We start from the raw sequence: 21,884 nt of genomic DNA on the forward strand, positions 1-21,884 counted from the left end.
TGGGGCCACGGGGGAAAGAACGAAGCGGGTCGTACGAGTCCGGGGGGTCTCGTACGGCCCGCTTCGGCGCGTCACGGGTGGGTCAGCGGCTCGCGGGGGTGCGGTGGCGGCCCGCCGCCGCGGCGGCCAGCCGGCCCAGGGCCTCCGGCTTCGCGCACGGGTGGGCGCCGAGGGCGGTCTGGCGGGCGACGATGGCGCGCTCGGCGCGCATCAGCCGCCAGCCGCGGCGGATCAGCACCGGGACGGACTTGCGGCCCTCCCGCAGGTCGCGCAGGAGCCGGCGGCGGAAGGTGGTGGACGGGCGGCCGCGCAGGCAGAGCGCGTCGGCCAGCACGTCCAGTTCGCGGCAGCGCTCCACGATCTCGGCGGCGAAGATGCCCTCGGCGATGAAGAGCGGGGTCCGCTCGATGTCGAGGCGGTCGGTGCCGGTGCGCGAGCTGGTGGCGATGGAGTAGACGGGGACGTCGGTGCGGCCCGTACGGCACAGTTCGACGATCGCGGCGACGGCGGCGTCCGCGTCCCAGGAACGTGGGGAGTCCCAGTCGACGTCGGTGCTTCCGTCGACGAGCGGGAGCGACGGGTCGTCGCCCTCCTTGTAGAAGTCGTCGAGGCGCAGCACCGGAAGACCGGCGGTGGCGGCGAGGGACGACTTGCCGGAGCCGGAGGGGCCCGCGAGCAGGACGACCCGGGTCGGGATCGGTTGGGAACTCACGGAACACCAGTGTGAGGCATTACCCCGTCCAGGGGACCACCGAGGAGGGCCGTTGGTATCGAGCATCACACCTCCACTACTGTCGGTGGCCGCCCGCTCACCCCCTGGAAGGACCCTCATGGCCCGTCACGCAGAGCCGAAGGACCCTCGCCGCGGTCTGCTGTTCAAGGCAGGTCTCGGCGTCACCGCGGCCGGCGCCGCCGTGTTCGGGGCGGCGGCCGCCGCCCAGGCCGCGCCGTCCACCGCCGTGCCGTTGCCGGTGGACTCGCTGACCCGCACGGACGCCGGGGCGGCCGGCGCGGGCGCGCTGACCGGCGTCACGCACGGGCTCGGACCGCTGACCCGGCTGCAGCTCGACCCGCTGGCGAAGACCGGGGTGGACCCGCTCGCCAACGGCGTCGGCACCCAGGTCGCCGACTTCAAGCCGGTCGGCACCGGCCTGGTCACCGACCACCTCACCCAGGGCGGGGCCGTCGCGGACCTGCCGGTCGCGGGCCCGCTGACGCAGAAGCTGCTGCCGTAGCCGGGCGGGCTCAGCCCCGTACCCGGCGCAGCCAGGCCCGCGCCCCCCGGGGCGCGGGCAGCTTCGCCGCGTTCTCCGCCTCCTGGCCGCCGCTGTGGAGGCCCACGTCCTTCAGGCGCACGTCCCAGGGGCCGTCCGCCGAGGTCAGACAGACGAGGACGGGGCCCTCGGGCAGCGGCAGGGTCTCCTTGCGCGCCCCGATCTCGTTGACGGCGGACCCTCCGGACTTCGGAAGCCTGGTCGGGTCGGTGTGACCCGCCAGCCGGTAGAGGTAGACGATGAAATTGCTGCTGCCCTTGTAGCGGAAGACGGCGTCGGCCGTCCCCCCGGTGTGCAGCAGGACGTCGGGGCCCCGGCTCTCCAGCCGGCTCTCCGACAGGCGCAGGGCCTCCGCCAGGGGCAGGATCCGCAGCTTCCAGGGGCCGTCCGCCTCCAGGCGCAGGCGCAGGCGCCCGTGCTCGGGGACGGAGGTGACGACCCGGCCCCGGAAGTCCGTCTCCGTGCTGCTGACGATGGACGACCGTTTGGTGTTGGAGTCGTCGAGCGGCCACAGCCCCGTGTAGCCGGGGCCCGTCACGGTCAGTTCGATCATGACGGGGCCGGGCGGGAGGCCGTTCTCGGTGATCACGTCGTTGTCCCGGCCGCTGGCGGTGCGCGGCTTGAAGACGGGCCCGCACGTCCAGGCCGACGGGTCGGGCCGCGGCTCGGGAGCGGGAGCCGCCGGCAGGGGCGCCTGGGCCCGTGCCTGGGCATGCGCCTCGGTCAGGGCCCGGATCTGTTCCTCGGTCATGTCCAGGAGCTCGTCCCGGGTGGGGCGCCGGAGCGGGGCGGGGGCGGCGGGCGGGGCCTGGGGCGCGGGCTGCTCCGCGACCTCCTGCGGCTCCCCGTCGGGGTCCACGCCGTGGTCCACCGCGAGGCCCGTCAGCCCGTCCACGTACCCCTGGCCGACCGCGCGGAACTTCCAGCCGCCCGAGCGGCGGTACAGCTCCGCGACGACCATCGCCGTCTCGGGGCCCGCGTCGGTGACCTCGTACGCCACGACCGTCGCGCCGTCCGGCCCGAGGACCTCCACGGACAGGCCGCGGGCGTCCCGCAGCGCGCCCTCCTCCGTCGACGCGACGACGAGGACGCGGGCGATCTGCTCCTCGACGCCCGGCAGGTCGGCGTCCAGCCAGACCGTGCCCTCGGCGTCGCCGTCGGCGGCGGGGGAGAGCCGCACCGCGCCCGACACGTGGGCCGGGGCACCGTGGAACACGATGTCGGCGTCCCCTCGCACCCTGCCCTGTTCGGTCACGAGCAGCGCCGCGACGTCCACTCCGCTCCGGACGGCGACGCGCAGCGCGGCCGTCGGGACGAAGGCGTTGTCCCCCTTGATCAATCCCCTCAGCATGACCGGATCTTGCGATCGATCGCGCAGATGCGCAAGGCCCCCGGGCGGGAACCCGGGGGCCTCACGGAGCGGGACCGGACGGTGTGCGGCTAGTACGAGGAGCCGCTCGCGCCCAGCGAACCCGTGGGGTGCCAGACGGTCTTCGTCTCCAGGAAGGCCGTCATGCGGTCCGTGCCGGGGGACTCGGTGAAGTCCTCGGTACGGGGGCGCAGCACGCGCTTCAGGTTCTCCGCGGCCGCGATCTCCAGGTCGCGGGCCAGCTCGGCGTCCGCGCCCGTCAGGTCGATCGCGTTGACGTCCAGGTGGGCCGCCAGGTGCGGGCCCATCTCGGAGGCCTTGCCGGAGAGGATGTTGACCACGCCGCCGGGGAGGTCGGAGGTGGCCAGCACCTCGCCCAGCGAGAGCGCCGGGAGCGGGGCCCTCTCGGAGGCGATGACGACCGCCGTGTTGCCGGTCGCGATGACCGGGGCGATCACCGAGACCAGGCCCAGGAACGACGACTCCTGCGGGGCGATCACGGTGACGACACCGGTCGGCTCCGGGGTGGAGAGGTTGAAGTACGGGCCGGCGACCGGGTTGGCGCCGCCGACGACCTGGGCGATCTTGTCGGTCCAGCCCGCGTACCAGACCCAGCGGTCGATCGCCGCGTCCACCTGGGCCGCGGCCTTCGACTTCGACAGGCCCTCGGCGTCCGCGACCTCGCGGACGAACTGGTCCCGGCGGCCCTCCAGCATCTCGGCGACGCGGTAGAGGATCTGGCCGCGCAGGTACGCGGTCGCGCCCGCCCAGCCGCCCTGCGCCTTGCGCGCGGCGACGACGGCGTCACGGGCGTCCTTGCGGGAGGAGAGGGGCGCGTTCGCCAGCCAGTTGCCCTTGGAGTCGCTCACCTCGTACACCCGGCCGCTCTCGGAGCGGGGGAACTTGCCCCCGACGTACAGCTTGTAGGTCTTGAAGACGTTCAGTCGGGTCTGCTCAGACATCGAGGTAGGCCTCCAGACCGTGGCGGCCGCCCTCGCGGCCGAAGCCCGACTCCTTGTAGCCGCCGAACGGCGAGGTCGGGTCGAACTTGTTGAACGTGTTGGCCCAGACGACACCGGCGCGGAGCTTGTTCGCGACCGCGAGGATGCGGGAGCCCTTCTCCGTCCAGATGCCGGCGGAGAGGCCGTACTGGCTGTTGTTGGCCTTGGCGACCGCCTCGTCCGGGGTGCGGAAGGTGAGGACGGAGAGGACCGGGCCGAAGACCTCGTCGCGGGCGATGGTGTGCGCCTGGGTGACGTTCGTGAAGAGTGTCGGGGCGAACCAGTAGCCCGCCTCCGGGAGGTCGCAGGCGGCGGTCCAGCGCTCGGCGCCCTCCGCCTCGCCCTGCTCCACCAGCGAGGTGATGCGGGTCAGCTGCTCCTCGGAGTTGATGGCGCCGATGTCGGTGTTCTTGTCGAGCGGGTCGCCGAGGCGGAGCGTCGACAGACGGCGCTTGAGCGCGTCGAGCAGCTCGTCCTGGATCGACTCCTGGACCAGGAGTCGGGAGCCCGCGCAGCAGACCTGGCCCTGGTTGAAGAAGATGCCGTTGACGATGCCCTCGACGGCCTGGTCGATCGGGGCGTCGTCGAAGACGATGTTGGCGCCCTTGCCGCCCAGCTCCAGGGTGAGCTTCTTGTCGGTGCCGGCGACCGTGCGGGCGATCTGCTTGCCGACGGCGGTCGAGCCGGTGAAGGCGACCTTGTTCACGTCCGGGTGCGCGACCAGGGCGGCGCCGGTGTCCCCGTACCCGGGGAGGATGTTGACGACGCCCTTCGGCAGCCCGGCCTGGCGGCAGATGTCCGCGAAGAACAGGGCGGAGAGCGGGGTCGTCTCGGCCGGCTTCAGGACGACCGTGTTGCCGGTCGCCAGCGCCGGGGCGATCTTCCATGCCAGCATCAGCAGCGGGAAGTTCCACGGGATGACCTGGCCGGCCACGCCCAGCGGCTTCGGCGCGGGGCCGAAGCCGGCGTGGTCGAGCTTGTCGGCCCAGCCCGCGTAGTAGAAGAAGTGCGCGGCGACCAGGGGGAGGTCCGCGTCGCGGGTCTCCTTGATCGGCTTGCCGTTGTCCAGGGTCTCCAGGACGGCGAGCTCGCGGCTGCGCTCCTGGATGATGCGGGCGATCCGGAAGAGGTACTTGGCGCGCTCGGAGCCGGGGAGCGCGGACCACTTCTCGAAGGCCCTGCGGGCGGCCTTCACCGCGCGGTCCACGTCCGCCTCGCCCGCCTGGGCGATCTCGGAGAGGACCTCCTCGGTGGAGGGGGAGACGGTCTTGAAGACCTTGCCGTCGGCCGCGTCGGTGAACTCGCCGTCGATGAACAGGCCGTAGCTCGGGGCGATGTCGACGACCGCACGCGACTCGGGCGCGGGGGCGTACTCGAAGGGGGAGGTCATGTCGATCAGTCCACCGTCACGTAATCGGGGCCGGAGTAGTGGCCGGTCGCCATCTTCTGGCGCTGCATCAGCAGGTCGTTGAGCAGGCTGGAGGCGCCGAAGCGGAACCAGTGGTTGTCCAGCCAGTCCGCGCCGGCGGTCTCGTTGACCAGCACCAGGAACTTGATGGCTTCCTTGGTGTTGCGGATGCCGCCGGCCGGCTTCACGCCGATCTGCACACCGGTCTGGGCGCGGAAGTCGCGCACCGCCTCCAGCATGAGCAGGGTGTTCGCCGGGGTGGCGTTGACCGCGACCTTGCCGGTCGAGGTCTTGATGAAGTCGGCGCCGGCCATCATGCCGAGCCAGGAGGCGCGGCGGATGTTGTCGTACGTGGACAGCTCGCCGGTCTCGAAGATCACCTTGAGGCGGGCCCGGTCGCCGCACTCCGCCTTGACGGCGGCGATCTGCTCGTACACCTCCAGGTAGCGGCCGGCGAGGAAGGCGCCACGGTCGATGACCATGTCGATCTCGTCCGCGCCCGCTGCGATCGCGTCCGCGGTGTCGGCCAGCTTCACGGGGAGGGCGGCACGGCCCGCCGGGAAGGCGGTGGCGACCGAGGCGACCTTGACGTCCGAGCCCGCGAGGGCGGCCTTGGCGGTGGCCACCATGTCGGGGTAGACGCAGACGGCGGCGGTCGTCGGGGTCGTGCGGTCGGTCGGGTCGGGGTGGACGGCCTTGGCGGCGAGGGCCCGGACCTTGCCCGGGGTGTCCGCGCCTTCGAGCGTCGTCAGGTCGATCATGGAGATGGCCAGGTCGATGGCGTACGCCTTGGACGTGGTCTTGATCGAGCGGGTGCCGAGGGACGCGGCGCGCGCCTCCAGGCCCACGGCGTCGACGCCGGGCAGCCCGTGGAGGAAGCGGCGCAGCGTGCTCTCGGACGCGGTCACGTCGGCGAAAGCTGCTGCTGCGGATGCAGTGGTGGGCATGGTCACCAGTCGAGCATATCTACGCGCGTAGCGACCTGTACAGGGGAGGGCGTCCGAGGAGGCCGAGGTCAGCGGCGCGGGACGGCGTGGTGCCCGGCCGGCAAGGCGGCGCGCCGGGGGCGTGAAGGGCGTGAACAGGGGGGCGTGAAAGGGGTGTCGACGTCGATGGCGGCTGTCACACGCCCGTGACACGGAGTGGACGGATCCCCCATACAAGATCTTTAGATTCTTTATCAGCAGCCAGCGAGAACTCACCGGCCCTCCCCGAGGAGACATCAGCGGCGTGCGACTCGTCTTCATCCGCCACCGAACCTCTTCGGGAGTCGTCATGCGCACCGCCCTTCGCACCGCCCTCGCCGCCGCGCTCGTCGCCGGCGCCGCCGCCACCCCGGTCCTCGCGGCCGGCAGTGCCTTCGCCGCCGGTACGGCCCCGGCGCCGAAGCCCACGGCGACCGCCGCGCCGTCCGTGACCGCCGCCTCGCCGACCGCTGCCGCGCCGACCGCCGCCGCCACCGAGCCGGCCGTCGCCCTGACCGACGCGGCCGGCGCCACGGCGGACGCCGCTCCGTCGGCCACCCCCTCCGTCGCCCCGGTCCGCACCGTCCCGCTCGCCGGAGGGCTGTCGGCGAAGCTCTACCACCGGGGTCAGCAGCACCGCTACTACACCGCCACCGTCATCAAGGGCGGCAAGGAGCTCGGCGAGCTCAAGGCCGGCGGCGGCTACGCCTCCGAGGAGACCAAGGTCTTCGCCGGGTACAAGGTGACCCTGACCTTCGAGGGCAAGGTGACCGCGACCGCGGTCGAGACGGGCCCCGGCACCGCGACGGGCACGCTGGTCCGCACCGAGACGCTGATGACCGGCACCGTCGCCAAGATCTACAAGGTCAAGGAGCAGAACTACCGCGCCGAGCTCTTCTACAAGGGCGCGCCGGTCGGCGTCCTCCGCGCCGTCACCCGCTCCGTCGCCAGCCAGAACAACGGCGAGTTCTTCGTCCTCAACCCGGACGGCACCACCCACAACTGGGCCGGCAACATCGCCCCGTCCCGCCCCGGCATCTACCGGCTCGTGAACGGCACCGTCCTCGAGCTCGGCAAGAAGGACGGCGCCTACGGCCTCCAGCTCATCGACCCCGCCACCGACCTCGGCCACGGCTACGTCTACGCGCACGGCGACCGCAAGGTCTTCCACTTCGGCGCGGCGGTCGTCGTCCTGGAGGTGGACGGCCAGTTCGCCGCCTACGTCCCCGGCTCCGCCAAGCAGGCCGCCCCGCAGCCGTACGGCATGGGCAGCAACGGCCAGGGCGAGAGTGCCCCGGTCGACACCGACCCGGACACCCTCGGCGCGTGCACCATCACCCGCTTCGTCGACATCGGCGCCGGCACCGGCGCCAAGCTGATCATGAGCCCCAAGGGCCCGAAGGCGAAGCTCATCACCGCCGGCGACAACAAGGTCATCGCCGTCCTCGACCGCGCCCACCCCGCGCTCCCGAAGAGCGCCGGCATCATCGCCCGCATCGTCGACCCGTACAGCGCCACCCCGTCCCTCTACACCAAGACCCAGGGCGGCGGCGCGAAGGGCGGCACCCAGGCCTTCCCGAAGCTCCCCAAGGGCTGCAAGCTGAACGCCGTCCCCGGCGCGCCGGGCCGGGGCGCCACCCCGCAGGGCGGCCAGACCTCCGTCATCCCGAAGGGCGGGGTCGCGGCCGGCGCCGAGCTCGCCGCCGAGAGCTCCGCCACGCCGGTCGCGGTCGGTGCCGGTGCCGGTGCCGCCGCGCTGGCCGCCGCCGGGCTCGGCTTCACCGTGCTCCGCCGCCGCGCCGCCGGGGCCCGGGGCTGACCCGTCCACCCCGCGCGTCCCGCTCCTCGCCCCCTGACCCGAGCCCGGAGCGATCCACCCCACCCCGGCCGGCCGTCACCCACCCCGTGACGGCCGGCCGACCCCGTCACGGAGCCCGCCCATGAGCCACCACCGTCGCCGTCGTCCCGCCGCCGCCGTGCTGTGCGCGGCCGCCCTCCTCGCGCTCGCCGGCTGCTCGGCCGGGCCCGAGCCCACGCCGCCCGCCCCGCCGCCCGCCCGGATCGCCGCGTCCGCCGCGCCGGCGCCCACCGCCACGAGCGCGGCGCTCGCCCGCTCCCTGCCCGTCCGCGTCCAGCTGCCCGCCGCCGGCGTCGACGCCCGCGGCATCCTGGACCTCGGGCTGAACGCGGACGGCACCGTCGAGGTGCCCTCCGTCGCGCAGGCCGACCGGATCGGCTGGTACGCCAAGGGCGTCACGCCCGGTGAGACCGGCCCCGCCGTCCTGATCGGCCACTTCGACACCGCGCGCGGACCGGCCGTGCTGAAGGACGTCTCCCGGGTCCGGGTCGGCGACGAGATCACCGTGACCCGCGAGGACGGCACCGCCGCGGTCTTCCGCGTCCGCGAGCTGGAACAGGTCGACAAGGACGCCTTCCCCACCCGCAAGGTCTACGGCGACACCCGCCGCCCCGAGCTGCGGATCATCACCTGCGGCGGCGACCTCGTCGACGGCCACCGGCCGGACAACATCATCCTGTACGCGGACCTGGTCACCGCCCGCCCCGCCTGACGGGCGGACCCCGGGGCGCGGATCGGGGCGGACGGCGTACGGACCGGGAGCGGGCGGACCACGGACGGGGAGCGGGCGGAGTACGGGCGGGGCGCGGGCGACGGGGAGCGGGCGGACCACGGACGGGGAGCGGGCGGAGTACGGACGGGGCGCGGCGGGCCGTGAGCGGGGCGCCTGAGCCTCCCGGTGCCTCCTGAGGCAGAATCGGCGGCATGACGAGCCCCACGCCCTCCGAGCCGAACCCCGAGCCGACCTCCGCCGACCGTGTCTACCGGTCGTCCTTCGGCATCGCGGGAGGCGTCTTCCTGCTCGCCCTGACGCTCGTCTTCGTCGCCGACGCGCTGGTGCGCGGCGAGGGCCGGGCGCCCTGGCTGGCCCTCGCCGGCCTGCTGCTCGCCGTGCCGCTGATCGTCGCCTTCACCATCCGGCCCGCCGTGTACGCCAACGAGGACCGGCTCCGGATCCGCAACCCCTTCCGGGCCATCCTGCTGCCGTGGGGATCGGTCGCCGACGTCCGGGCCGGCTACTCCAGCGAGGTCTTCACCACGGACGGCGTCAAGTACCAGCTGTGGGCCGTGCCCGTCTCGCTGCGGCAGCGGAAGAAGGCCGCCCGCCGGGCCGCCCGCGCCTCCCAGGACGACCCCAGCGGACGCACCTCGGTCACCGCCGACGTCCGGGACAACGCCTCGCGCATCGCGCAGAGCGACCAGAACGTGGCCGACCTGCGCGAGATGGCCGAGACCCACCAGGGCCGGCCGGGGGCACAGGGCGCGCCGCAGGTGCGCTGGGCGTACGAGATCATCGCCCCCGCCGTCGTCGGCCTAGTCCTCCTGGTGGTCCTCGGCGCGACCGGCTGAGGCCGTCGCGACACGAAGGAGGGCCGGTACGGGATTCCCGTACCGGCCCTCCTTCGTCCGGCTACAGCCCCGCGGCCTCCGCCAGGTCCTTCTTCAGCGCGCCCAGCACCTCGGCGCCGGTCGCCCGCGCCGCGGCCAGACCGCTCGCGTCGGCGACCGGGACCACGACCTCCAGGTAGCACTTCAGCTTGGGCTCCGTGCCCGACGGGCGGACGATCACCCGGGCCTTGAAGTCGCCGTCCAGGTGGTAGCGCAGGCCGTCCGTCGGCGGCAGCGACTCCGTGCCTCTGGTCAGGTCCTCCGCCGAGACGACGGTCAGGCCCGCGAGCTTCACCGGCGGGGTCTCGCGCAGCGCCGCCATGGCGTTCGCGATCACGCCCAGGTCCTCCACCCGCACCGACAGCTGGTCCGTCGCGTGCAGCCCGTGCGCGACCGCCAGGTCGTCGAGCAGGTCGGTCAGCGTCCGGTCCCGCTCCTTCAGCTCCGAGGCCAGCTCGGCGACGAGCAGCGCCGCCGTGATGCCGTCCTTGTCGCGGACGCCCTCCGGGTCCACGCAGTAGCCGAGCGCCTCCTCGTAGCCGTACCGCAGACCGTCCACCCGGGCGATCCACTTGAAGCCGGTCAGCGTCTCCTCGTAGCCCACGCCCGCCGCCTCGGCGATCCGCCCGAGCAGCGAGGACGACACGATCGACTCGGCGAAGACGCCCCGGGCGCCCTTGTGCACCAGGTGCGCGGCGAGCAGCGCGCCGACCTCGTCGCCGCGGAGCATCCGCCAGCCGCCCTCGACGGACGCGTCCGGCACGGCCACGGCGCAGCGGTCCGCGTCCGGGTCGTTGGCGATGACGAGGTCGGGGTCCACGGCCCGGGCCGCCTCGAAGGCGAGGTCCATGGCCCCCGGCTCCTCCGGGTTCGGGAACGCGACGGTCGGGAACGCCGGGTCGGGCTCGGCCTGCGCGGCGACCAGCGCGGGGGCGGGGAAGCCGTGCCGGGCGAAGGCCGCCGTCAGCACGTCCTTCCCGACGCCGTGCATGGCCGTGTAGACGGTCCGCGCGGTGCGCGGCGAGCCGGGCGTCAGAACGGCGTCGGTGCGGGCGAGGTACGCCTCCAGCACCTCCTCGCCCAGCGTCTCCCAGCCGTCCTCCGGCCGCGGCACGTCGGCCAGCGCCCGGACGGCGTCGATCTCGGCCGCGATCTCGGCGTCCGCCGGCGGCACGATCTGCGAGCCGTCGCCCAGGTAGACCTTGTAGCCGTTGTCGCGCGGCGGGTTGTGGCTCGCGGTCACCTCGACGCCGGCGACGGCGCCCAGGTGCCTTATGGCGTACGCCAGGACCGGCGTCGGCAGCGGCCGCGGCAGCAGCGCGGCGCGCAGCCCGGCGCCGGTCATCACGGCGGCGGTGTCGCGGGCGAAGTCGGCCGACTTGTAGCGGGCGTCGTAGCCGATCACGACCAGACCGCCGGTCTGCCCCTTCGCCTTCAGGTACGCGGCGAGGCCGGCGGCGGCCCGGATCACCACGGACCGGTTCATCCGCATGGGCCCGGCGCCCAGCTCGCCGCGGAGCCCCGCGGTGCCGAACTGCAGCGTCCCGGCGAACCGGACGGCCAGCTCGTCGGTGTCCCCCCGGTCGAGGAGCGCGCCGAGCTCCTCCCGGGTCTCGGAATCGGGATCCTCGGCGAGCCACGCCTGGGCCCGGGCGAGGAGTTCGTCCTGCGTCACGGTGATGCGCCTTTCGTCTGCGGGCGGTCGGTGGGGTGGGGTGAGGGGAGGGGGAGCGTGGGGGTGGTCGTGCGGCGGTGCGGGCGGAGGGGGTGCGGGTTCGTCCGCTGCGCGGAGCCTTCCCCCACCCCGCCCCTTCCCGAAACCGGGGCTCCGCCCCGGACCCCGCGACCCGGACGCCGGCGGGGCCGCGAATCCAGCCCGTCCGGGCACGAGGCCCGGGATGCCGACGGGACGGACCCGGCCGGTACGGGAAGCGGAGCTCCGCCCCGGACCCCGTGCGGGCGGGGAGCCCGGCCCGTCCGGGAATCGGGGCCAGCCCCGGACCCCACGCGCACGGTGGCCGGGCCCGTACGGGAGGCCCCGGACCCCGTGTGGGCGGGGAGCCCAGTCCGTCCGGGTTCGGGGCTCCGCCCGGACCCTGGCCTCGGCCGCGCCGACGATCCCGCCCGTCCGGCGTTGTCGAGGACACGGCCGTAGGCCGTGCGGGGTCCGGGGCCCGCGCCCGGTTTCGGGAAGGGGCGGGGTGGGGGAGAAGGCCCCGCGCAGCGGCCCGCCCGCACCCCGCGCCCGGCGTTCCAGGCCGGCCGCCCCGCCCCGCGGGGACCCGTCGCCGAGCGGCGTTCCGGGCCGCGGGGAAGTACGTCAGATCCGGTCGAGGACCCGCGTCAGCAGTTCACCCATCCGCGCCGCCGAGTCCCGCCCCGCCTGGAGCACCTCCTCGTGGTTCAGCGGCTCGCCCGAGAGCCCCGCCGCCAGGTTGGTGACGAGCGAGATGCCGAGGACCTCCGCGCCGGCCTCGCGCGCCGCGATGGCCTCCAGGACGGTGGACATGCCGACGAGGTCGCCGCCGAGCACCCGCACCATGTTGATCTCGGCGGGGGTCTCGTAGTGCGGGCCGGGGAACTGGACGTACACGCCCTCCTCCAGCGTCTCGTCGACCTCCTTGCACAGCGCCCGCAGCCGCGGCGAGTACAGGTCGGTGAGGTCGACGAAGTTCGCGCCGACGATCGGCGAGGCGGCCGTCAGGTTGATGTGGTCGCTGATGAGGACCGGCTGGCCGGGGCGCATGCCTTCGCGCAGACCGCCGCAGCCGTTCGTCAGGACGACGGTCTTCACGCCGGCGGCGACGGCCGTGCGGACGCCGTGCGCGACGGAGGCGACCCCGCGGCCCTCGTAGAAGTGGGTGCGGCCGAGGAAGACCAGGGCGCGCTTCTCGCCGATCTTGTACGAGCGGATCTTGCCGCCGTGGCCCTCGACGGCCGGCGGCGGGAAGCCCGGGAGCTCGGTGACGGGGAACTCGGCCTCGGGGGCGCCCAGGGCGTCGACGGCCGGGGCCCAGCCGGAGCCCATGACCAGGGCGACGTCGTGGTTCTCGACGCCGGTCAGCTCGCGCAGGCGCGCGGCGGCGGCTTCGGCGGCCTCGTACGGGGTGGCAGTAGCGTTCACTGGCTCTTCTCGCCTCGGGGAGGGGGTCCGAGGGAGGTGACCCCGGACGGAATTCGTTCGCGAAGAAGCCTAGCCCGAGAATTCCTACGCGCGTAGATGACGGCGCGGACGGACATGCGATCGTTGTCTTGTCGTTTCCGACAAACGGGCGCGGACGGGGCGCCGGACCGGCGGTCAGCAGGGCCGCTTGCGGATCTCCATCACGTAGTCGTGCGGCGCGCCGGCCGACTCCGCCGCGTCGGCGACCTCGCCGAGGTAGCGCGCGGACGGCAGCCCGCCCTCGTACGCGTTGAGCACGTACACCCAGGCCGGCTCGTCCCCGTCGAGCGTGTGCACCCGCACCCGCATCCGCCGGTAGATGTCGAGCCCGACGCCCTCCCACCGGTCCATCGAGTCCTCGTCCATCGGGGCGATGTCGTACAGCGCGACGAAGACCTGCTGGCGCGGGGCCTCCACGAGGGTCGCGAGCGCCCCCTCCCAGCCCATCTGCTCGCCGCCGAAGGTGAGCCGCCAGCCGTTCAGCCAGCCGGTGCCGCGCAGCGGGGAGTGCGGGGCGCGGCGGCTCATCAGCCGCGCGTCGAGGTTGCCGGCGTAGGCGGCGTAGAGCGACATGGGACCGAGGGTACGGGAGTGACCCTGGTAACCGGTGAACTCCGAGGTGGGGGCCGCGGGGGCCGATCGGGGCCCGTGCGGGGGACCGTTCGCGGGCCCCGGCGCGAGGGAGTCCGCCGCGTGCGGGAGAATGGGGTACGCACTTGAAGCGTGCGGGACAATGGCGTACGCACTGCAGCCCAGCGGGGGCCGCACACCCCCGGCAGAACGAGAGCGCGAGGCGTAGATCCCAGTGACCCGGATCGTGATCATCGGCGGCGGACCCGGCGGATACGAGGCTGCCCTGGTGGGCGCCCAGCTCGGCGCGGAGGTGACCGTCGTCGACTGCGACGGCCTCGGCGGCGCGTCCGTCCTGACCGACTGCGTCCCCTCCAAGACCCTGATCGCCACCGCCGAGGTGATGACCACCTTCGACTCCTCCTACGAGGAGCTGGGCATCATCGTCGCGGACGACACCCCGCACGTCGAGCAGGCCGCCCGCGTCGTCGGCGTGGACCTCGGCAAGGTCAACCGACGGGTGAAGCGGCTCGCGCTGGCCCAGTCGCACGACATCACCGCCTCCGTCACCCGGGCCGGCGCCCGGGTGCTGCGCGGCCGTGGCCGGCTCTCCGGCCGGCAGGCCGTGGACGGCTCCCGACAGGTGGTCGTCACCGCCGCCGACGGCAGCGAGGAGACGCTGACCGCGGACGCGGTGCTGATCGCGACGGGCGGTCACCCGCGCGAGCTGGCCGACGCCAAGCCGGACGGCGAGCGGATCCTGAACTGGACCCAGGTCTACGACCTGAAGGAGCTCCCGGAGGAGCTCATCGTGGTCGGCTCCGGTGTGACCGGCGCCGAGTTCGCCGGCGCCTACCAGGCCCTCGGCTCCCGGGTCACGCTCGTCTCCAGCCGTGACCGCGTGCTGCCCGGCGAGGATCCGGACGCCGCCGCGGTCCTGGAGGACGTCTTCCGGCGCCGCGGCATGAACGTCATGGCCCGCTCCCGCGCCGAGTCCGCCAAGCGGGTCGGCGACCGGGTCGAGGTCACCCTCGCGGACGGCCGGGTCATCTCCGGCACCCACTGCCTGATGGCGGTCGGCGCGATCCCGAACTCCGCCGGCATGGGCCTGGAGGAGGCCGGGGTCAGGCTCAAGGACTCCGGGCACATCTGGACCGACCGGGTCTCCCGCACCTCCGCCCCCGGCGTGTACGCGGCCGGCGACGTCACCGGCGTCTTCGCGCTCGCCTCGGTCGCCGCCATGCAGGGCCGGATCGCGATGTACCACTTCCTCGGCGACGCGGTGGCCCCGCTCAACCTGAAGACGGTCTCCTCGAACGTCTTCACCGACCCCGAGATCGCCACCGTCGGCTACACCCAGGCCGACGTCGACGCCGGCAAGATCGACGCCAAGGTCGTCAAGCTGCCCCTGCTGCGCAACCCGCGCGCCAAGATGCAGGGCATCCGGGACGGCTTCGTCAAGATCTTCTGCCGCCCCGGCACCGGCATCGTGGTCGGCGGCTGTGTCGTCGCACCCCGGGCGAGCGAGCTGATCCACCCCATCTCGATCGCGGTCGACAACAATCTGACGGTCGAACAGATCGCAAATGCTTTCACCGTGTACCCCTCCCTGTCGGGCTCGATCGCCGAAGTGGCACGGCAGTTGCACACCCGAAAGACCTCGGCCGAGGGCTGAGGCCGGCGGCGATCACCGGTCCCGCCTGCGGGAACGGTTCGCCGACTCGGACAACCCCCGGCACAACGGGGCATAGAACGATCAATGGCGGGGCTCTCCATACCACTCGGGAGCCCCGCCTGTGTGCATCTTCCGCAATCCGGTCCATAGTGCTGAAAAGCAACGGCGACGCACGTTACTGTCAGTTTCGTGTTCGCTGCAGAACGTCGCCAGTTGATCCTCGAAATGGTGCGAGCCAATGGGGCCGTGTCGCTCCGCGAGCTCGCCCGCGTCGTCCAGACCTCCGAAGTGACCGTGCGCCGCGACGTACGGGCCCTGGAGGCAGAAGGACTCCTCGACCGCCGGCACGGCGGTGCGGTGTTGCCGGGCGGATTCACGCGAGAATCCGGCTTCCCGCAGAAATCCCATCTCGCGACCGCGGAGAAGACGGCCATCGCCGACGTCGCCGCGAGCCTGGTCGAAGAGGGCGAGGCCATCGTCGTCGGCGCCGGGACCACCACCCAGGAGCTGGCCCGCCGGCTGGCCCGGGTGCCCGGACTGACCGTGGTCACCAACTCGCTGCTGGTCGCCCAGGCCCTGGCGCACGCCAACCGGGTCGAGGTCGTCATGACCGGCGGCACCCTGCGCGGCTCCAACTACGCCCTGGTGGGCAGCGGTGCCGAGCAGTCGCTCCAGGGGCTGCGCGTCTCCCGCGCCTTCCTCTCTGGCAGCGGGCTCACCGCCGAGCGCGGGCTCTCCACGTCCAACATGCTCTCCGCGAGCGTGGACCGGGCCCTCGTCCAGGCCGCCGCCGAGGTCGTGGTGCTCGCCGACCACACCAAGCTCGGCACCGACACCATGTTCCAGACGGTGCCGACCGACGTGATCACCCGGCTGGTCACCGACGAGCCCCCGCCGCACGACGAGCGGGCCGCCTCCGAGCTCCAGGCCCTCGCCGACCAGGGCGTGCAGATCGCCGTGGCCGGCACCGGGCAGGGCGGCGCCCCCGTCGGCGAGCAGCTGCCGCCGGGCGTCCGGGGCCGCCGCGAGATGCCGCTCCCCGTCCAGCGCGGGGGCAGGATCCCGGGCGGCCAGTTCCGCGGCCCCGGCCCCGGACTGGGCGCCGAGCCCCTGGAGCGCACGGCCCGCGTCGCGGACCTCCGCCGCCGCTGAGCTCCTCGCCCCACCCGTACCACCCGGGTCGTCCCCGTACGCAGTGAGCCGCCGCCCCTTCCCGTATCCGCACACGGCGAAGGGCCCCCAGGCGGCTGCCTGCGGGCCCCTCGTGCGCGGGAACGTCAGCCCTTGATCTCGCAGATGCCGGCGCCGGACGTCACCGACGCGCCGACCTCGGCGCTCAGGCCCGTGACGGTGCCCGCCTTGTGCGCGTTGAGCGGCTGCTCCATCTTCATGGCCTCCAGGACGACGATCAGATCGCCCTCCTTGACCTCCTGGCCCTCCTCGACCGCGACCTTCACGATCGTGCCCTGCATGGGCGAGGCGAGGGTGTCGCCCGAGGCCGTCGGGCCGGACTTCTTGGCGGCGCGCCGCTTCGGCTTGGCACCGGCGGCCAGACCCGTACGGGCCAGCGACATGCCGAGCGACGACGGGAGGGAGACCTCCAGGCGCTTGCCGCCGACCTCGACCACGATGGTCTCGCGGCCGGCCTCGTCCTCGTCCGCGTCGGCACCGGCCGGGGCGAACGGCTTGATCTCGTTTACGAACTCCGTCTCGATCCACCGGGTGTGGACGCGGAACGGGTCGGCGGTGAAGTCCGGGTCGACCACGACGGCCTGGTGGAACGGGATGGCGGTGGCCATGCCCTCGACCTTGAACTCGGCGAGCGCGCGGGCGGCGCGCTGGAGCGCCTGCTCGCGGGTGGCGCCGGTGACGATCAGCTTGGCGAGGAGCGAGTCCCAGGCCGGGCCGATGACCGAGCCGGACTCGACGCCCGCGTCCAGGCGGACGCCCGGGCCGGTCGGCGGCTGGAAGACGGTGACGGTGCCGGGGGCCGGGAGGAAGTTGCGGCCCGGGTCCTCGCCGTTGATGCGGAACTCGAAGGAGTGACCGCGCACGGCCGGGTCGCCGTAGCCGAGCTCCTCGCCGTCGGCGATCCGGAACATCTCGCGGACCAGGTCGATGCCGGTGACCTCCTCGGTCACCGGGTGCTCCACCTGCAGACGGGTGTTGACCTCCAGGAAGGAGATCGTGCCGTCGAGGCCGACGAGGAACTCGACCGTGCCGGCGCCGACGTAGCCGGCCTCCTTCAGGATCGCCTTCGACGCGGCGTACAGCTGCGCGTTCTGCTCCTCCGTCAGGAACGGCGCGGGCGCCTCCTCGACGAGCTTCTGGTGGCGGCGCTGGAGCGAGCAGTCACGGGTCGAGACGACGACGACGTTGCCGTGCTGGTCGGCGAGGCACTGGGTCTCGACGTGGCGCGGCTTGTCGAGGTAGCGCTCGACGAAGCACTCGCCGCGGCCGAAGGCGGCGACGGCCTCGCGCACCGCGGAGTCGTACAGCTCGGGGACCTCTTCGAGGGTGCGGGCGACCTTGAGGCCGCGGCCGCCGCCGCCGAAGGCCGCCTTGATGGCGATCGGCAGGCCGTGCTCCTCGGCGAAGGCGACGACCTCGTCCGCGCCGGAGACCGGGTCCGGGGTGCCCGCGACGAGCGGGGCGCCCGCGCGCTGGGCGATGTGCCGGGCGGCGACCTTGTCACCGAGGTCGCGGATGGCCTGCGGCGGCGGACCGATCCAGGTCAGCCCGGCGTCGATCACGGCCTGGGCGAACTCCGCGTTCTCGGAGAGGAATCCGTAGCCGGGGTGGACCGCGTCCGCGCCGGCGTCCTTCGCGGCCTGGAGCACCTTGGCCATGTCCAGGTAGCTGGTGGCCGGGGTGTCACCGCCCAGGGCGAACGCCTCGTCGGCCGCGCGGACGTGCAGAGCGTCCCGGTCCGGGTCGGCGTAGACGGCTACGCTGGCGATCCCGGCATCCCGGCAGGCACGGGCGACACGAACAGCGATTTCGCCACGGTTGGCGATGAGCACCTTGCGCACGATGGCTCCCTCCTTGAAACAAGCTGAGTTTAGGGACTGCCGACACGGCCCCTCGACCCGTCCCCAGGGGTGAGCTTGCCCACACGGAGAGTGAACCGGCGGTCGCTCGGGTCGTGAAATCCCTTGTCGCACCACGGTACGCAGGGTTTCTTGACGGCACAGTAGCTCCGCGGTGTGGCGCAGGTCTCTGTTCGTGGAGCCAGTCGCCATTCGGGTTTCTTTGTGGAGTCCCTACGAATGGCTCAATGATTCTTTGCCGGACCGTCGCGCTTCGGCCATCGTGTCCGCACTCTTGTCCGAGGGTTTACCGGCCAGTAGCCTTCGCGCTGTCGACCGTACTGTCGGTAACAGCCGAATTCAGGGGGTGGCCGAGGTGGCCCGCAGACCGATCGCGCTCGTCACGGCCGCCGTGCTCCTCGTGGAGGCGCCCGCCATCGTCGGCGTCAACGCGATCATGGCCCGGTTCGTGGAGGTCCAGTCGATGTCCCTCGACGGGCTCGACCCCGATCACATGGTCACCGGCACCTGGGCCCTCGGCATCGGCTCCGGCCTCGCCCTCGCGCTCTGCGCCCTGGTCGCCCTCCTCACGGGCGTCCGCGACCGCGGCCCCGGCCGCTTCGGGCGCGGGCTGCTGATCGGCTGCGCGGTCGTGCACGGGCTGCTCGGCGCCGTCGCGGCCGCCCTGATCGGCTGGGGCGCCTTCGCCGTCCTGATGACCGTCGTCGGGCTGATCGTGCTCACCCTGGTGATGTACGGGAAGGAGCCCGCCGGAAAGCCGGCGGCGGAGAAGCCGGCGGCCGGGAAGCCCGCGGCCGGGGAGGCCGGGGCCGCGACGGCCTGACGGGGCTCAGGACCAGAGCTCGGTGATGCCCACGTCGAGCTTGGCGAGGAGCCGGCGCAGCAGCGGCAGCGAGAGGCCGATGACGTTGCCGGGGTCGCCGTCGATGCCCTCGATGAACGGCGCCGACCGGCCGTCCAGGGTGAACGCGCCCGCCACGTGCAGCGGTTCGCCGCTGGCCACGTACGCCGCGATCTCCTCGTCCGTCGGCTCGCCGAACCGCACCACCGTGGAGGCGGTGGCCGACTCGTACCGCTTGGCCGTCGTGTCGTAGACGCAGTGGCCGGTCTGCAGGATGCCGACCCGGCCGCGCATGTCCCGCCAGCGGGCGGTGGCCTCGTCGGCGTCGGCGGGCTTGCCCAGGGCGCGTCCGTCCAGCTCCAGGACCGAGTCGCAGCCGATCACCAGGGCACCGCTCGCCTCCGGGCGGGCGGCGACGTGCGCGGCCTTGGCCTCGGCGAGCGCCAGCGCGAGCTCGGCCGGGGTGGGGGCGTGGACCTTGTCCTCGTCCACGCCGCTGACGATCACCTCGGGCGCGAGGCCGGCCTGGCGGAGCAGGCCGAGCCGGGCGGGGGAGGCGGAGGCGAGGACGAGCCGGCGGGGCGTGCCGCCCGGGTGATCAGCAGTCATGGGGGCAGCGTACTCAGCGCGCGCCCATGACGAGCATCAGGACGACCATGGCCAGCGCCAGGAGTACGCCCGATCTGCGGAGCATCTCCTGGGTCTCGCGCAGGAACTTCGGCGGCTTGTTCTCCGGGTCGGACCACAGCATGCCCCCGATCCTGCTGCCGGGGCGGCCGGAGCGCCTGAGTACGGATACTCAAGCCGCCCCGGAAGTCGCCCCCGAGAAGTCCCCGAGAAGTCCCCGGGAGGTCTCCCGGACGTCCCCCGGAAGTCCCCGGGAGGTCTCCCGGACGTCCCCCGGAAGTCCCCGGGAGGTCTCCCGGACGTCCCCCGGAAGTCCCCCGTGGGTCGCCCCGGTCGCCCTCAGGCGACGTACGCGCCGGCCGCGGCGGCGGCCAGGGCGGTCGTGACGGCCCGCTCGGCGTCGGCGGGGGTCAGCTCCTCCTGGGTGATGGCGAAGCGGTAGTAGAGCGGCGCGGAGACGGCCCGGAGCAGTTCCAGCGGGTCGGTACCGGCCGGGAGTTCGCCGCGCGCGGCGGCCCGCTCGGCGACCGGGGCCCACTCGGTCAGCCGGGTGCGGTAGAAGCCGTTCAGGGCCCGGGCGCACTCCTCGTCGCAGGCGGCGGCGGCGATGACGGCGCGGAAGACGGCGCCCATCCGCAGGTCGGTGAGGGTCTCCCGGACGAGTGCGGCGTTGGCGCGCAGGTCCCCGGCGAGGGTGCCGGTGTCGGCGGCGGGCTGGGACTGCTCGGCCATGTCCGTCAGGAGATCGGCGACGAGACCGACGGGGGTGCCCCAGCGGCGGTAGACGGTGGTCTTCCCGACGCCGGCGGCGGCGGCGATCTGGTCCATGTTCAGGCTCGGGAAGCCGCCGGTGGCGAGGGTCTCCTGGGTGGCGTCGAGGACGGCCCGGCGCACTTTGGCGGTACGGCCTCCGGGGCGCTGGGTGCCGGGCACGGCCGACGGGCTCTCGCTCAAATGGGTCTCCTGTTCCGTTAAGGCGGTTCGGTCTGCTACGGTCTCGTTCATCTTAACGGAACCAGTCTCCCATTAAGGGGTCCCGTCATGGTCGCCCTCGACGCTCCTCCCGCCGCCGCCCCGGCCGCCCGCATGGACGGACGGATGCGGCTCGTCCTCGTCGTCCTCCTCGTCGCCCAGTTCATGCTGGCCGTCGACTTCTCGATCCTGAACGTCGCCCTCCCCGTCATCGGCGAAGGACTCGGCTTCTCCCTCGGCGGGCTCCAGTGGATCGCCACCGCCTTCGCCCTCGCCGCCGCCGGCTTCACCCTCCTCTTCGGACGCCTCGCCGACCTCCTCGGCCGCCGCCGCGTCTTCCTCTGCGGCATGGCCGTCCTCGGCGCCGCCTCCCTCGCCGGCGGCCTCGCCACCACCCCCGAACTCCTCATGGCCGCCCGCGTCGCCCAAGGCCTCGCCACCGCCGCCGTCACCCCGGCCGGCCTCTCCCTGCTCACCTCCGCCTTCCCCGAGGGCCCGCTCCGCGACAAGGCCCTCGGCCTCAACGGCGCCCTCATGTCCGCCGGGTTCACCACCGGCGCCGTCCTCGGCGGCGTCCTCACCGACCTGCTCTCCTGGCGCTGGGCCTTCTTCATCAACGTGCCGGTCGCCCTCGCCGTCCTGCTCGTCGCCCCCGCCGTCATCGAGGAGAGCCGCCCCGCCGCCCGTCCCCGGCTCGACGTCCCCGGCGCGGTCACCGTCACCGGCGGCCTGCTCGCCCTCGTCCTCGGACTCACCGCCGCCGGCGAGCACGGCTGGGCCGCCCCCGCCACCCTCGTCCCCCTCGCCGCGGCCGCCGTCCTGCTCACCGCCTTCCCCTTCGTCGAGCGGCGCTCCCCGGAGCCCCTCGTCCCGCTCCGGATCCTCCGCCGCCGCACCGTCGTCTGGGGCAACCTCGCCGGGCTCGCCGCCTTCGCCACCGAGACCTCGCTGGTCTTCCTGATGACCCTGCACCTCCAGGACGTGCTCGGCTTCTCCCCGCTCGCCGCCGGCCTCTCCTTCGGCGTCCTCGGCGCCGGCACCGTCCTCGGCGGCCTGCTCGCGCCCCGCTTCCTCGGCCGCTTCTCGCCCCGCGCCGCCCTCGTCGCCGGCGGCGCCCTCCAGGCCGCCGCCACCCTCACCCTCCTCGGCATCGGCGACGAGCGGAGCACCTACGGACTGCTCCTCGCGGCCACCTTCGCCGGCGGCGTCGGCAACATGCTCGCCATCGTCGGCTTCATGGTCACCGCCACCTCCGGCCTGCCCGACAGCGAGCAGGGCATGGCCACCGGCATCGCCACCATGACCCAGCAGATCGGCATCACCCTCGGCACCCCGGTGATGAGCGCCGTCGTCGTCACGGCCGCCACGCTCCCCGGCGGCATCGCCCGGGCGGTCGCCGTCAACGCGGTCCTCGTCCTCCTCGCCGCCCTCGCCTCCGCCGTCTTCCTCAGGAAGCGTTGAGCGGGCACGACGAAGGCCGGACCCCCCGCACACGGGGTCCGG

The 21,884-nt window shown here is 73.6% G+C and carries 20 protein-coding genes; 8 read left to right on the top strand and 12 right to left on the bottom strand.

Annotation, left to right across the window (positions count from 1 at the left end; all coding sequences use genetic code 11):
- Positions 1-82: 82 nt before the first annotated feature.
- Positions 83-778 carry an ATP-binding protein gene (locus ABFY03_RS23655; protein ID WP_319010066.1) on the bottom strand — a complete coding sequence of 232 codons (696 nt, stop codon included), beginning with the start codon at positions 776-778 and terminating at the stop codon, positions 83-85.
- A 52-nt stretch (positions 779-830) separates the two neighbouring features.
- On the opposite strand from ABFY03_RS23655, the gene ABFY03_RS23660 reads away from it, so the two are divergent.
- On the top strand, positions 831-1,235 hold the full coding sequence (locus tag ABFY03_RS23660; RefSeq protein WP_319010065.1) for a hypothetical protein: 405 nt from the start codon (positions 831-833) through the stop codon (positions 1,233-1,235).
- Positions 1,236-1,245: 10 nt separating this feature from the next.
- Here the strand turns inward: ABFY03_RS23660 and ABFY03_RS23665 are convergent, their stop codons facing one another.
- The 4 genes from ABFY03_RS23665 to deoC form a co-directional block, all read right to left on the bottom strand.
- Entirely contained in the window at positions 1,246-2,625 is a 1,380-nt protein-coding gene (locus ABFY03_RS23665) for a TerD family protein (protein ID WP_346170787.1), read from the bottom strand.
- Positions 2,626-2,714: 89 nt separating this feature from the next.
- Positions 2,715-3,605 carry an aldehyde dehydrogenase family protein gene (locus ABFY03_RS23670; RefSeq protein ID WP_319010063.1) on the bottom strand — a complete coding sequence of 297 codons (891 nt, stop codon included), beginning with the start codon at positions 3,603-3,605 and terminating at the stop codon, positions 2,715-2,717.
- A complete protein-coding gene (locus ABFY03_RS23675) occupies positions 3,598-5,034 on the bottom strand; it encodes an aldehyde dehydrogenase family protein (RefSeq protein WP_319010062.1) in 1,437 nt (478 codons plus the stop codon). Before ABFY03_RS23675 ends, ABFY03_RS23670 begins: the two co-directional genes overlap by 8 nt.
- 5 nt (positions 5,035-5,039) lie before the next feature.
- Entirely contained in the window at positions 5,040-6,005 is a 966-nt protein-coding gene (deoC, locus tag ABFY03_RS23680) for a deoxyribose-phosphate aldolase (protein ID WP_319010061.1), read from the bottom strand.
- A gap of 322 nt (positions 6,006-6,327) precedes the next feature.
- Here deoC and ABFY03_RS23685 point away from each other — a divergent pair, with 322 nt between their 5' ends.
- The 3 genes from ABFY03_RS23685 to ABFY03_RS23695 all read left to right on the top strand — a co-directional run bounded on the left by ABFY03_RS23685 (position 6,328) and on the right by ABFY03_RS23695 (position 9,444).
- Positions 6,328-7,836 (top strand): hypothetical protein, encoded by a 1,509-nt coding sequence (locus tag ABFY03_RS23685; RefSeq protein ID WP_346170788.1) that lies wholly within the window; start codon positions 6,328-6,330, stop codon positions 7,834-7,836.
- 121 nt (positions 7,837-7,957) lie between these two features.
- Positions 7,958-8,587 carry a class F sortase gene (locus ABFY03_RS23690; protein ID WP_319010059.1) on the top strand — a complete coding sequence of 210 codons (630 nt, stop codon included), beginning with the start codon at positions 7,958-7,960 and terminating at the stop codon, positions 8,585-8,587.
- 212 nt (positions 8,588-8,799) lie between these two features.
- Positions 8,800-9,444: a PH domain-containing protein gene (locus ABFY03_RS23695; RefSeq protein ID WP_319010058.1), complete on the top strand. Its 645-nt coding sequence runs from the start codon at positions 8,800-8,802 to the stop codon at positions 9,442-9,444.
- A 61-nt stretch (positions 9,445-9,505) separates the two neighbouring features.
- Here ABFY03_RS23695 and ABFY03_RS23700 read toward each other — a convergent pair whose 3' ends face one another.
- The 3 genes from ABFY03_RS23700 to ABFY03_RS23710 form a co-directional block, all read right to left on the bottom strand.
- Positions 9,506-11,158, bottom strand: coding sequence for a phospho-sugar mutase (locus ABFY03_RS23700; protein WP_346170789.1), 1,653 nt, complete (start codon positions 11,156-11,158; stop codon positions 9,506-9,508).
- Positions 11,159-11,803: 645 nt separating this feature from the next.
- Positions 11,804-12,607: a purine-nucleoside phosphorylase gene (locus ABFY03_RS23705; RefSeq protein ID WP_319010056.1), complete on the bottom strand. Its 804-nt coding sequence runs from the start codon at positions 12,605-12,607 to the stop codon at positions 11,804-11,806.
- A gap of 174 nt (positions 12,608-12,781) precedes the next feature.
- Positions 12,782-13,219, bottom strand: coding sequence for a gamma-glutamylcyclotransferase family protein (locus ABFY03_RS23710; protein WP_031012990.1), 438 nt, complete (start codon positions 13,217-13,219; stop codon positions 12,782-12,784).
- Positions 13,220-13,451: 232 nt separating this feature from the next.
- Between ABFY03_RS23710 and ABFY03_RS23715 the strand changes: the two genes are divergently transcribed.
- Positions 13,452-14,891 (top strand): NAD(P)H-quinone dehydrogenase, encoded by a 1,440-nt coding sequence (locus ABFY03_RS23715; RefSeq protein ID WP_319010055.1) that lies wholly within the window; start codon positions 13,452-13,454, stop codon positions 14,889-14,891.
- Positions 14,892-15,116: 225 nt separating this feature from the next.
- Positions 15,117-16,043 carry a DeoR/GlpR family DNA-binding transcription regulator gene (locus ABFY03_RS23720; RefSeq protein ID WP_386723627.1) on the top strand — a complete coding sequence of 309 codons (927 nt, stop codon included), beginning with the start codon at positions 15,117-15,119 and terminating at the stop codon, positions 16,041-16,043.
- Between the two features lie 125 nt (positions 16,044-16,168).
- Here the strand turns inward: ABFY03_RS23720 and ABFY03_RS23725 are convergent, their stop codons facing one another.
- Complete coding sequence (locus ABFY03_RS23725; protein ID WP_346170791.1) at positions 16,169-17,923, bottom strand: acetyl/propionyl/methylcrotonyl-CoA carboxylase subunit alpha; 1,755 nt, start codon at positions 17,921-17,923, stop codon at positions 16,169-16,171.
- 373 nt (positions 17,924-18,296) lie between these two features.
- Between ABFY03_RS23725 and ABFY03_RS23730 the strand changes: the two genes are divergently transcribed.
- Positions 18,297-18,764, top strand: coding sequence for a hypothetical protein (locus ABFY03_RS23730; protein ID WP_319010052.1), 468 nt, complete (start codon positions 18,297-18,299; stop codon positions 18,762-18,764).
- Positions 18,765-18,770: 6 nt separating this feature from the next.
- Here ABFY03_RS23730 and ABFY03_RS23735 read toward each other — a convergent pair whose 3' ends face one another.
- From ABFY03_RS23735 to ABFY03_RS23745, 3 genes are all read right to left on the bottom strand, one after another.
- On the bottom strand, positions 18,771-19,391 hold the full coding sequence (locus ABFY03_RS23735) for a nucleoside triphosphate pyrophosphatase (RefSeq protein ID WP_346170792.1): 621 nt from the start codon (positions 19,389-19,391) through the stop codon (positions 18,771-18,773).
- A gap of 13 nt (positions 19,392-19,404) precedes the next feature.
- Complete coding sequence (gene mmpB, locus ABFY03_RS23740; protein ID WP_319010050.1) at positions 19,405-19,533, bottom strand: morphogenic membrane protein MmpB; 129 nt, start codon at positions 19,531-19,533, stop codon at positions 19,405-19,407.
- Positions 19,534-19,748: 215 nt separating this feature from the next.
- A complete protein-coding gene (locus ABFY03_RS23745) occupies positions 19,749-20,414 on the bottom strand; it encodes a TetR/AcrR family transcriptional regulator (protein WP_346170793.1) in 666 nt (221 codons plus the stop codon).
- A gap of 36 nt (positions 20,415-20,450) precedes the next feature.
- Between ABFY03_RS23745 and ABFY03_RS23750 the strand changes: the two genes are divergently transcribed.
- Positions 20,451-21,842: an MFS transporter gene (locus tag ABFY03_RS23750; protein ID WP_346170794.1), complete on the top strand. Its 1,392-nt coding sequence runs from the start codon at positions 20,451-20,453 to the stop codon at positions 21,840-21,842.
- The last annotated feature ends 42 nt before the right edge of the window (positions 21,843-21,884 follow it).

The organism is Streptomyces roseofulvus, assembly GCF_039534915.1.
GTDB lineage: Bacteria > Actinomycetota > Actinomycetes > Streptomycetales > Streptomycetaceae > Streptomyces > Streptomyces roseofulvus.

Excerpts from the sequence above, each read along its gene's own strand:
- ABFY03_RS23695 (WP_319010058.1), top strand. The coding sequence starts at position 8,800 with ATGACGAGCCCCACGCCCTCCGAGCCGAACCCCGAGCCGACCTCCGCC.
- ABFY03_RS23690 (WP_319010059.1), top strand. The coding sequence starts at position 7,958 with ATGAGCCACCACCGTCGCCGTCGTCCCGCCGCCGCCGTGCTGTGCGCG.
- ABFY03_RS23735 (WP_346170792.1), bottom strand. The coding sequence starts at position 19,391 with ATGACTGCTGATCACCCGGGCGGCACGCCCCGCCGGCTCGTCCTCGCC.
- ABFY03_RS23720 (WP_386723627.1), top strand. The coding sequence starts at position 15,117 with ATGGTGCGAGCCAATGGGGCCGTGTCGCTCCGCGAGCTCGCCCGCGTC.
- ABFY03_RS23685 (WP_346170788.1), top strand. The coding sequence starts at position 6,328 with ATGCGCACCGCCCTTCGCACCGCCCTCGCCGCCGCGCTCGTCGCCGGC.
- ABFY03_RS23675 (WP_319010062.1), bottom strand. The coding sequence starts at position 5,034 with ATGACCTCCCCCTTCGAGTACGCCCCCGCGCCCGAGTCGCGTGCGGTC.
- ABFY03_RS23655 (WP_319010066.1), bottom strand. The coding sequence starts at position 778 with ATGCTCGATACCAACGGCCCTCCTCGGTGGTCCCCTGGACGGGGTAAT.
- ABFY03_RS23665 (WP_346170787.1), bottom strand. The coding sequence starts at position 2,625 with ATGCTGAGGGGATTGATCAAGGGGGACAACGCCTTCGTCCCGACGGCC.
- ABFY03_RS23750 (WP_346170794.1), top strand. The coding sequence starts at position 20,451 with ATGGTCGCCCTCGACGCTCCTCCCGCCGCCGCCCCGGCCGCCCGCATG.
- ABFY03_RS23660 (WP_319010065.1), top strand. The coding sequence starts at position 831 with ATGGCCCGTCACGCAGAGCCGAAGGACCCTCGCCGCGGTCTGCTGTTC.
- mmpB (WP_319010050.1), bottom strand. The coding sequence starts at position 19,533 with ATGCTGTGGTCCGACCCGGAGAACAAGCCGCCGAAGTTCCTGCGCGAG.
- ABFY03_RS23710 (WP_031012990.1), bottom strand. The coding sequence starts at position 13,219 with ATGTCGCTCTACGCCGCCTACGCCGGCAACCTCGACGCGCGGCTGATG.
- ABFY03_RS23745 (WP_346170793.1), bottom strand. The coding sequence starts at position 20,414 with ATGAACGAGACCGTAGCAGACCGAACCGCCTTAACGGAACAGGAGACC.
- ABFY03_RS23670 (WP_319010063.1), bottom strand. The coding sequence starts at position 3,605 with ATGTCTGAGCAGACCCGACTGAACGTCTTCAAGACCTACAAGCTGTAC.